This is a genomic window from Thermophilibacter sp., assembly GCF_966187215.1.
The window spans coordinates 1-8502 of sequence record NZ_CBIFYV010000099.1; the positions used below are offsets into that span (position 1 = coordinate 1).

7 protein-coding genes are annotated in these 8502 nt (G+C 69.0%); all 7 read left to right on the forward strand.

The window, feature by feature from the left end:
* Positions 1-61 precede the first annotated feature (61 nt).
* The 7 genes from ACWTSU_RS07995 to ACWTSU_RS08025 all read left to right on the forward strand — a co-directional run bounded on the left by ACWTSU_RS07995 (position 62) and on the right by ACWTSU_RS08025 (position 8419).
* Complete coding sequence (locus ACWTSU_RS07995; protein ID WP_455137324.1) at positions 62-1336, forward strand: class II D-tagatose-bisphosphate aldolase non-catalytic subunit; 1275 nt, start codon at positions 62-64, stop codon at positions 1334-1336.
* 54 nt (positions 1337-1390) lie between these two features.
* The gene (locus tag ACWTSU_RS08000) at positions 1391-2074 is read left to right on the forward strand and encodes a transaldolase family protein (protein WP_455139514.1); all 684 of its coding nucleotides are present in this window, start codon (positions 1391-1393) and stop codon (positions 2072-2074) included.
* A 106-nt stretch (positions 2075-2180) separates the two neighbouring features.
* Positions 2181-2639 carry a PTS sugar transporter subunit IIA gene (locus ACWTSU_RS08005; RefSeq protein ID WP_455139516.1) on the forward strand — a complete coding sequence of 153 codons (459 nt, stop codon included), beginning with the start codon at positions 2181-2183 and terminating at the stop codon, positions 2637-2639.
* Between the two features lie 163 nt (positions 2640-2802).
* On the forward strand, positions 2803-4482 hold the full coding sequence (gene ettA / locus ACWTSU_RS08010) for an energy-dependent translational throttle protein EttA (protein WP_455139518.1): 1680 nt from the start codon (positions 2803-2805) through the stop codon (positions 4480-4482).
* A gap of 202 nt (positions 4483-4684) precedes the next feature.
* Positions 4685-5650 carry an L-lactate dehydrogenase gene (locus tag ACWTSU_RS08015; protein WP_455139520.1) on the forward strand — a complete coding sequence of 322 codons (966 nt, stop codon included), beginning with the start codon at positions 4685-4687 and terminating at the stop codon, positions 5648-5650.
* A 192-nt stretch (positions 5651-5842) separates the two neighbouring features.
* A complete protein-coding gene (locus ACWTSU_RS08020) occupies positions 5843-6625 on the forward strand; it encodes an ABC transporter ATP-binding protein (protein WP_455139522.1) in 783 nt (260 codons plus the stop codon).
* Positions 6626-8419 (forward strand): putative ABC transporter permease subunit, encoded by a 1794-nt coding sequence (locus ACWTSU_RS08025; protein ID WP_455139524.1) that lies wholly within the window; start codon positions 6626-6628, stop codon positions 8417-8419.
* The last annotated feature ends 83 nt before the right edge of the window (positions 8420-8502 follow it).

The window sequence follows — 8502 nt, forward strand, 5'->3', positions numbered from 1 at the left end:
CCCCAAGGTCTCACTGTTCCGTAGGGCGACGCGCCCGCGCCGCCAGAAAGGGATCGCAACTATGTCCAAGCTCACCATCCGTCAGGCTGTCCAGGGCATGCTCAAGCTCCAGGACACCGGTGATCACGCCACCATGCTCGGCATCGGGCCCATGTCGCCCAACCTGCTGCAGGCGGCCTTCGAGCTCGCGAAGGACGAGGACTTCCCCCTGATGTTCATCGCGTCGCGCAACCAGGTCGACATGGACGAGTTCGGTGCCGGCTACGTCAACGGCTGGGACCAGGTCCGCTTCGCGGCCGACATCAAGAAGGTCGCCGACGAGGTGGGCTACGACGGCCCGTACTACCTCTGCCGCGACCACGGCGGCCCCTGGCAGCGTGACGAGGAGCGCAACGCGCACCTCCCCGAGGACGAGGCCATGGAGCTCGCCCGCAAGTCCTTCGTCGCCGACATGGAGGCCGGCTTCGACCTCCTCATGGTCGACCCGACCAAGGACCCCTACCAGATCGGCAAGGTCATCCCGCTCGACGTGGTGCTGCGTCGCACCGTCGACCTGATCGACTACCTCGAGAAGTACCGCCGCGAGCACGACCTCCCCGAGGTCGCCTACGAGGTGGGCACCGAGGAGACCAACGGTGGCCTGACCTCCACCGAGAAGTACGAGGAGTTCATCTCCCAGCTCAAGCCCGAGCTCGAGAAGCGCGGCTGCCCGATGCCGACCTTCATCGTCGGCCAGACCGGCACCCTCACGCGCCTCACCGAGCAGGTCGGACACTACAACTACAAGAACGCCCGCGAGCTGGCCGACATGGCCAAGCGCTACGGCGTGGGCCTCAAGGAGCACAACGCCGACTACCTCGACGACGTGACCCTGCTCGAGCACATCCCGGCCCACGTGACCGCCTCCAACGTCGCCCCGCAGTACGGCACCGAGGAGACCCGCGCGTACCTGAAGCTGTGCGACGTCGAGCAGCTGCTCGTTGACAACGGCCTGTGCGACGACCCGTCCAACCTCCACGACGTCCTTCTCGTCAAGGCCATCAAGACCGAGCGCTGGCGCAAGTGGATGACCGGCGACGACGTCAACCTCCAGGTCGACGACATCCTCGGCAACAAGGAGCTGTCGCTGCAGATCCTGGACATCTCGGGCCACTACGTGTTCAACGACCCCGAGGTCAAGGCCGAGATCGAGAAGCTCTACAAGAACCTCGCGACGCAGGACATCGACGGCCAGCGCTTCGTGGTCGAGCACATCAAGCGCCCGCTGCGCCAGTACGTCGTGGGCCTCAACCTCAAGGGCGTCACCACGCGCATCGAGAAGGCCCTCGGCCTGTAGGGCCTGGGGTAGACTGGTTCCATCATCCACCCGTACGCAAGGAGGGGAAGCAGTATGAAGTTCTTCATCGACACCGCAGACCTCGACGAGATCCGCGAGGCGCTCTCCTGGGGCTGCCTGGCCGGCGTCACCACCAACCCGTCGCTCTACGCGCGCACCGGTGGCAAGCTGGCTGACTTCGAGCCCCACATGGTGAAGATCGCCCAGATGTGCGAGGGCCTGCCGGTCTCGGCCGAGTCCACCGCCACCACGACCGACGACATGATCGCTGAGGGCCGTCGCCTCGCCGCGCTCGCGCCCAACATCGTGGTCAAGCTGCCGATCTGCGCCGAGTCGCTCGCCGCCACGCACCAGCTCGCCTCCGAGGGTGTCCGCGTCAACATGACGCTGGTTTTCTCCGCCCCGCAGGCCCTGCTGGCCGCCAACGCCGGCGCCCGCTACATCAGCCCGTTCGTGGGCCGCTTCGACGACATCGCCGAGGACGGCATCTCGCAGCTCGCCGACGTGGTGGCCTGCGTCAAGAACTACGACTGGACGGGCAAGAACGTCGACGACCAGGTGGAGATCATCACCGCCTCGGTCCGCACGCCCAACCACGTGACGCAGGCGGCCCTTCTCGGCGCCGACATCGCCACCGTGCCGTTCGGCGCGCTCAAGAAGTGCCTCAAGCACCCCCTGACCGACCAGGGCCTGGCCAGCTTCGAGGCTGACTGGAAGAAGGTCACCGCCCAGGCCTAGGCCTCACGGCAGTGTCTTCGAATGCTGTCGGGCAGCAGGGAACGCCGACCCCGGCGCCCGCCCCTTTTTTCTTCCGCGACCACATTCAGAACCGAAGGGAGACCCCATGAGCGACTTCGTGAGCGAGAGGAACGTCCTGCTCCACCAGACGGCCGCCACGCGCGAGGAGGCCCTGCGCATCATCTCCGACTACTCCGTGGAGCTGGGCGCCGCCGACGACGCCGACGCGGTCTACGCCGGCTTCCTCGCGCGTGAGGAGATCGACCAGACCGGCATGATGGAGGGCTTCGCCATCCCGCACTGCAAGACCGACGCCGTGAAGCGCGCCGCCGCCGTGGTGTTCAAGAACGAGACGCCGCTCGAGTGGCCGAGCCTCGACGGCAAGCCCGTCGACATCGCCGTCGCGCTGCTCGTGCCGGACGCCGAGGCGGGCACCACGCACCTGCGCCTGCTCTCCAAGACGGCCGTGCTGCTGATGAACGAGGAGTTCAAGCGCCTCGTGCGCGAGGGTGACGACCCCAAGGCGATTGCTGGCCTCATCAACGCGGAGCTCGACAAGGAGTAGCGTCGGGCCTCATGCCATCCGGGCCTCCGCGCGCGGGCCGTCTCCGGGACCCCGGTCATGGGGACCGTCCGGAGACGGCCCGTTTCCCTTGGGGAGGACCCGGGCCTCGCGTAAGATGGGGACGCACCACGCAGTTTCCCCGCACAGAGAGGCGAGAGACCCCATGGCAGAGTTCGTCTACATGTTCAACCGCGCCCGCAAGGCCGTCGGCGACAAGGTCATCCTCGACGACGTCACGGTGGGCGTCTATCCCGGCGCCAAGATCGGCGTGGTGGGCCCCAACGGCGCGGGCAAGTCCACGCTGCTCAAGGTCATGGCCGGCCTCGAGGACGTCTCCAACGGCGAGGCGCGCCTCTCCCCGGGCTACACGGTGGGCATCCTCCAGCAGGAGCCGCCGCTCGACGAGGACAAGACCGTCCGCGAGAACATCGAGCAGGCCTTCGGCGACGTCCTCGCCAAGATCGAGCGCTTCAACCAGGTGAGCGCCGAGATGGCCGACCCCGACGCCGACTTCGACGCCCTGATGGCCGAGATGGGCCAGCTCCAGGACGAGATCGACGCCGCCAACGGATGGGACCTGGACAGCCAGCTCTCGCAGGCGATGGACGCGCTGCAGTGCCCCGACCCGGACGCGCCGGTGAGCGTGCTGTCCGGCGGCGAGCGGCGCCGCGTGGCCCTGTGCCGCCTGCTGCTCGAGGCGCCCGACCTGCTGCTTCTGGACGAGCCTACCAACCACCTCGACGCCGAGTCGGTGCTGTGGCTCGAGCAGTTCCTGCACCGCTACCCCGGCGCCGTCATGGCCGTCACGCACGACCGCTACTTCCTCGACGACGTGGCCGAGTGGATCTGCGAGGTCGACCGCGGCCAGCTCTATCCCTACGAGGGCAACTACTCCACCTACCTCGAGAAGAAGGCCGCGCGCCTGGAGGCCCAGAGCCAGCAGGACGCGCGCCGCGCCAAGAAGATGAAGGCCGAGCTCGCCTGGGTGCGCTCGAGCCCCAAGGCGCGCCAGGCCAAGAACCGCGCGCGCCTCGAGCGCTACGAGCAGATGGAGGCCGAGGCCCGCGCCTCCAAGCGCGTGGACTTCACCGACATCCACATCCCGGTGGGCCCGCGCCTGGGCGCCAAGGTGCTCGAGGCCGAGCACCTCTGCAAGAGCTTCGGCGACCGCGTGCTGATCGACGACCTGTCCTTCTCGCTGCCGCGCAACGGCATCGTGGGCGTGATCGGCCCCAACGGCGTGGGCAAGTCCACCCTGTTCAAGATGATCGTCGGCCAGGAGGAGCCCACCTCGGGCACGCTCGAGGTGGGGGAGACCGTGCAGCTCTCCTACGTCGACCAGATGCGCGAGGGGCTGGACGCCGAGAAGACCCTCTGGGAGGTCGTCTCGGGCGGCAACGACTACATCCGCGTGGGCGACGCCGAGATCCCGAGCCGCGCGTACGTGGCGGCCTTCGGCTTCAAGGGCTCCGACCAGCAGAAGCGCGCGGGCGTGCTGTCCGGCGGCGAGCGCAACCGTCTGAACCTCGCGCTCACCCTCAGGCAGGGCGGCAACCTCCTGCTCCTGGACGAGCCCACCAACGACCTCGACGTCGAGACGCTCGAGAGCCTGGAGGAGGCGCTCGAGGAGTTCCCCGGCTGCTCGGTGGTCATCTCCCACGACCGCTGGTTCCTCGACCGCGTGGCCACGCACATCCTGGCCTGGGAGGGCGACGACGAGAACCCCGGCCGCTGGCACTGGTTCGAGGGCAACTTCGAGGCGTACCAGGCCGACCGCGAGCGGCGCCTGGGCGCCGACGCGTCGCGCCCGCACCGCCTGCACCGCAAGCTCACGCGCGACTAGCGCGCCGGGCCCGGACGGCAGCGACGCCGTCTGGGCCCTTCTCGTCATGCCCCTCGCCGCCTGGGTCCCTCTTGGGCGCCCCGTTGCCCGCCGTTCCCCGACCGGCCGGCGGAACGGGCCGCCCGCTGACTAGAATGTGGTGGGATTTCGATGAGATTTGGGGCCTGCCGCGCGGCGGGCCCGAGACTGAGGGGTGAGCAGCATGCACGATCCGGACATCAGGACCCGCAAGGTCGTCATCATCGGTGCGGGCCGCGTGGGCAGCCACGTGGCGCTGTGCCTCATGTTCCAGCACCTCGTCAACGAGATCGTCTTCGTGGACGTCAACAGCGACGCCGCGCGCGCCCAGGCGCTCGACCTCGACGATTTGGCCTCGGGTCTCGGCGACTCCTTCACCATCCGCGTGGGCGACTACGCGGACTGCAAGGACGCCCACTTCGTGATCCTCACCGCCGGCCGCAGCCGCAAGCCCGGCGAGACCCGCCTTCAGATGCTCGACGGCACCATCAAGGTGCTCGGCGGCATCGTGGGGCCCCTCAGGGAGTCCGGCTTCCACGGCATCCTGATCAGCGTGTCCAACCCGGCCGACATCGTGGCCGAGTACCTGTACCGCAGCCTCGGCCTGCCGCGCAACCAGGTCTTCGGCACCGGCACCGCGCTCGACTCCGCGCGCCTGCGCCGCGTGCTCTCCGAGACCATCGACGTGGGCAGCCGCCAGATCCAGGCGTTCTGCATAGGCGAGCACGGCGACTCGATGTTCATCCCCACCTCGCGCATCTCGGTGGAGGGCATCGGCCTGCGCGAGTACCTGTCGCTGCGCAACGACGTGGTGGACAACATCGACTTCGACGACGTGATGCGCCGCGTGCGCGAGTCCGGCGCCGCGATCATCTCGGGCAAGGGCTGCACGGAGTTCGGCATCGCCTCGATCGTGGCCACGCTCGTCACGTCCATCCTGCACAACGAGAAGCGCGTGGTGCCGCTGTCCACCCACCTCGACGGCGAGTACGGCGAGTCGGGCATCTCGGTCGGCGTGCCGTGCGTGATCGGCGACACCGGCGTGGACGCGGTGCTGGAGATCGACCTCTCCTACGACGAGCGCCGCGCGATGCGCCGGTCCTGCTCGATCATCCGCGAGAACCTCGAGAAGGTCCTGCCGGAGGCGTAACGGCGCGCCGGCGACGCGACGAGCGGGGAAGGGGCGTGGCTGAGTCGCGCCCCGTCCCCGCTGCCATGCGTCCCCCGACCGTCGCCGGGCTTACGTCCCCCTTACCGGAATGTCACATAAAACGTTGCAGGGGGGGGGGTTCTCCTAGCGTAGAATGGTCCGGCCTTATGACGGTCTGACGACAGGAGAACCATGATTCGGATCGACCACGTGACCAAGTCCTACGACGGCGGGGCCACCGCGGCCGTGCGCGACCTCTCGCTTCAGATAGAGAGCGGCGAGATCTTCGGCCTTCTCGGTCCCAACGGCGCGGGCAAGTCCACGCTGCTCAACATGCTGGCCGGCGTGCTCGCCCCGAGCTCGGGCACCATCGAACTTGACGGCGTGAACGTCGCGACCGACCCGCTCGCCGCCAAGCGCGGCCTCTGCTACGTGGGCGACTCGCCCGACCACCTGCTGCGCCTCAAGGGGCACGAGTTCCTGCGCTTCATCGCCGACGTCTACGAGGTCCCGCAGGACGTCCGCGGCCCGCGCGCCGCCGCGCTCGCGCGCGAGTACGGCATGGAGGGCGAGCTGGACAACCAGATCCAGTCCTACTCCCACGGCATGCGCCAGAAGATGATGATCATGGGCGCGCTCCTGCCCGACCCGCCCGTGTGGATCCTCGACGAGCCCATGACGGGCCTGGACCCTAAGGCGTCGTGGCTGCTCAAGCAGTCGATGCGTCGCCACGCCGACGCGGGCAAGACGGTGCTGTTCTCCACGCACGTGCTCGACGTGGCCGAGAAGGTCGTGGACCGCGTGGGCGTGATCGCCCACGGCGAGCTGCTCTTCGTGGGCACCGTCGAGGAGATGCGCGAGCACTTCAAGTCCAACGGCTCGCTCGAGGAGATGTTCCTCGAGCTCACCTCCGAGAGCTCGCCGTTCGCGGCGGGCGACGCGGGGAGGGGCGACGACGCCGAGGGGGTGCGCTAGATGGCGCGCACGGCTTCCCAGGCGTTCTCCTGGCGGCAGTTCCGCGTGATGCTGCGCGTGATCGTGCGCGGCGAGAAGAGCACCGACGAGACGGGCATGGGCCTCGGCGGCGACGACGCCCCGCAGCGCCGCGGGATGGCCGGCGCCGCGGGCGCGGTGCTGCGCAAGGTGGGGATTGCCGTGGTGATGGTGCTTCTCGCCGCGATGTTCGCGATGATGGGCTACGGGATGGGCCTGCTGGGCGTGAGCCCGTACGCCGCCTTCAGCCTGTCGGCGGTGTGCGTCGTGACCATCACGGTCCTCACCGGCCTCTACACGGCCGTAAACACGCTGTACTTCTCGCGCGACCTCACCTACTACCTCACGCTGCCGCTCTCGGCCCCGAGCGTGATGTGGGCGAAGTTCGCGGTCTTTCTGGGCGGGGCGCTTCTGGGCGACCTCATCTTCGCGCCGACCGGCGTGGGGTGCCTCGTGGCACACGGCGCGCCGGTGGGCAGCTGGGTGCTGTCCGTGGCGGCGTACCTGATCTGCGCGCTGGCGGTGAACCTCGCGCTCATGCTCGTGTGCGTGCCCGTCATGCGCTTCTCGCGGCTGGCGCACGACAAGGACCGCTTCTCGCGCGTCTTCGGCGCGATCATCGTGGTGCTGGCGCTCGGCGTGGGCGCGGGCAGCCAGTTCGCGCTGCGGGGCGACGGGCTCATGACGCTGGCCGCGGGCGCCGACGAGCTGCTCTCGGGCGGCGCGCCGATGGTCGTGATGGGGCTCCTGTGCCCGCCGACGCTCTTCGCGCGCCAGGTCCTCGTGGGCGGTGCGTCCGACGTCGTGGTGGGGCTGTGCGGCATGGTTGTGTCGACACGGCTCTACTTTTGGTTCCTCGCGCTGATGGCGCGCCGCTGGTACTTCGAGGGCGTCCAGTCGCTCCAGGGCGGCGCCTCCAAGCGCGGCCGCCGCGTGGAGGGCGCCGAGCTCACGCGCGCCACGTCCGCGCGCGGCTCGCTGGCCGCCAACCTCGCGCGCGACTGGAAGACGATGACGCGCGTGCCGGTCTTCTTCAACCAGTTCGTGCTCAGCTCGCTTTTGATGCCGCTCTACTTCGTGGTGATCCTCGTGGCCAGCGGCTTCATGGGGGTCTCGCAGGCGGAGGAGGCGGGTCTGGACCCCGCCGCGCTGCTGGATCTGGTGCGCTCCCTGGCGGCCACGTTCCAGCTCGGTTCGGTCGAGCTTCTGTGGTGCGCGGTGGGTGTGCTGGGATTCTCGCTGCTCATGGGCTTCTCGTCGTACTCGTTCACGATGGGCGTGAGCCGCGACGGCGACGACTTCTTCTTCCTGCGCGCGCTGCCGATGGACTGGGGCGCCTACCTGCTGTCCAAGTTCGTGTCGCCGTACCTGCTCTCAACGGTGCCGATGTTGGTGCTCATCGTGGCGGCGCTGGTGGTGCTGGGCGTCCCCGCGGCGTCGGGGGCGTGCCTGGTGGTGATTTACCTGGGCGCCACGGCCACGCTGGGGCTGCTCTCGCTGGGCCTGGGCGCGCTCTTCCCGCGGCTCGACTGGGACAGCGAGGCGCAGCTCGTCAAGGGCGGCGGCGCCACGCTCATGGTGTTCGCGGGCATCGTGGTGGGCGCCGTGGTGGAGGCGCTGCCGGCGCTCGCGCTGCTGGCGGGCGCGCACTGGGCCGTGCTGCCGGCCGGCGGCGCGCTGGCGCTCGCGATCGCTCTGTTCGCGGTCGAGTGCGCGGCGCTCGCGTGGTGGGTGCTCGGCCCCTGCGCGCGGCGTCTCTCGCGCCTGGAGCGCTAGGTGTTCAGTGCCAAGACGTTGTTTACGCCCCGAGGGTGACAAATAGGGAGGCCTCCCGCATGCTGTGAGTTGCCTACGCTCGC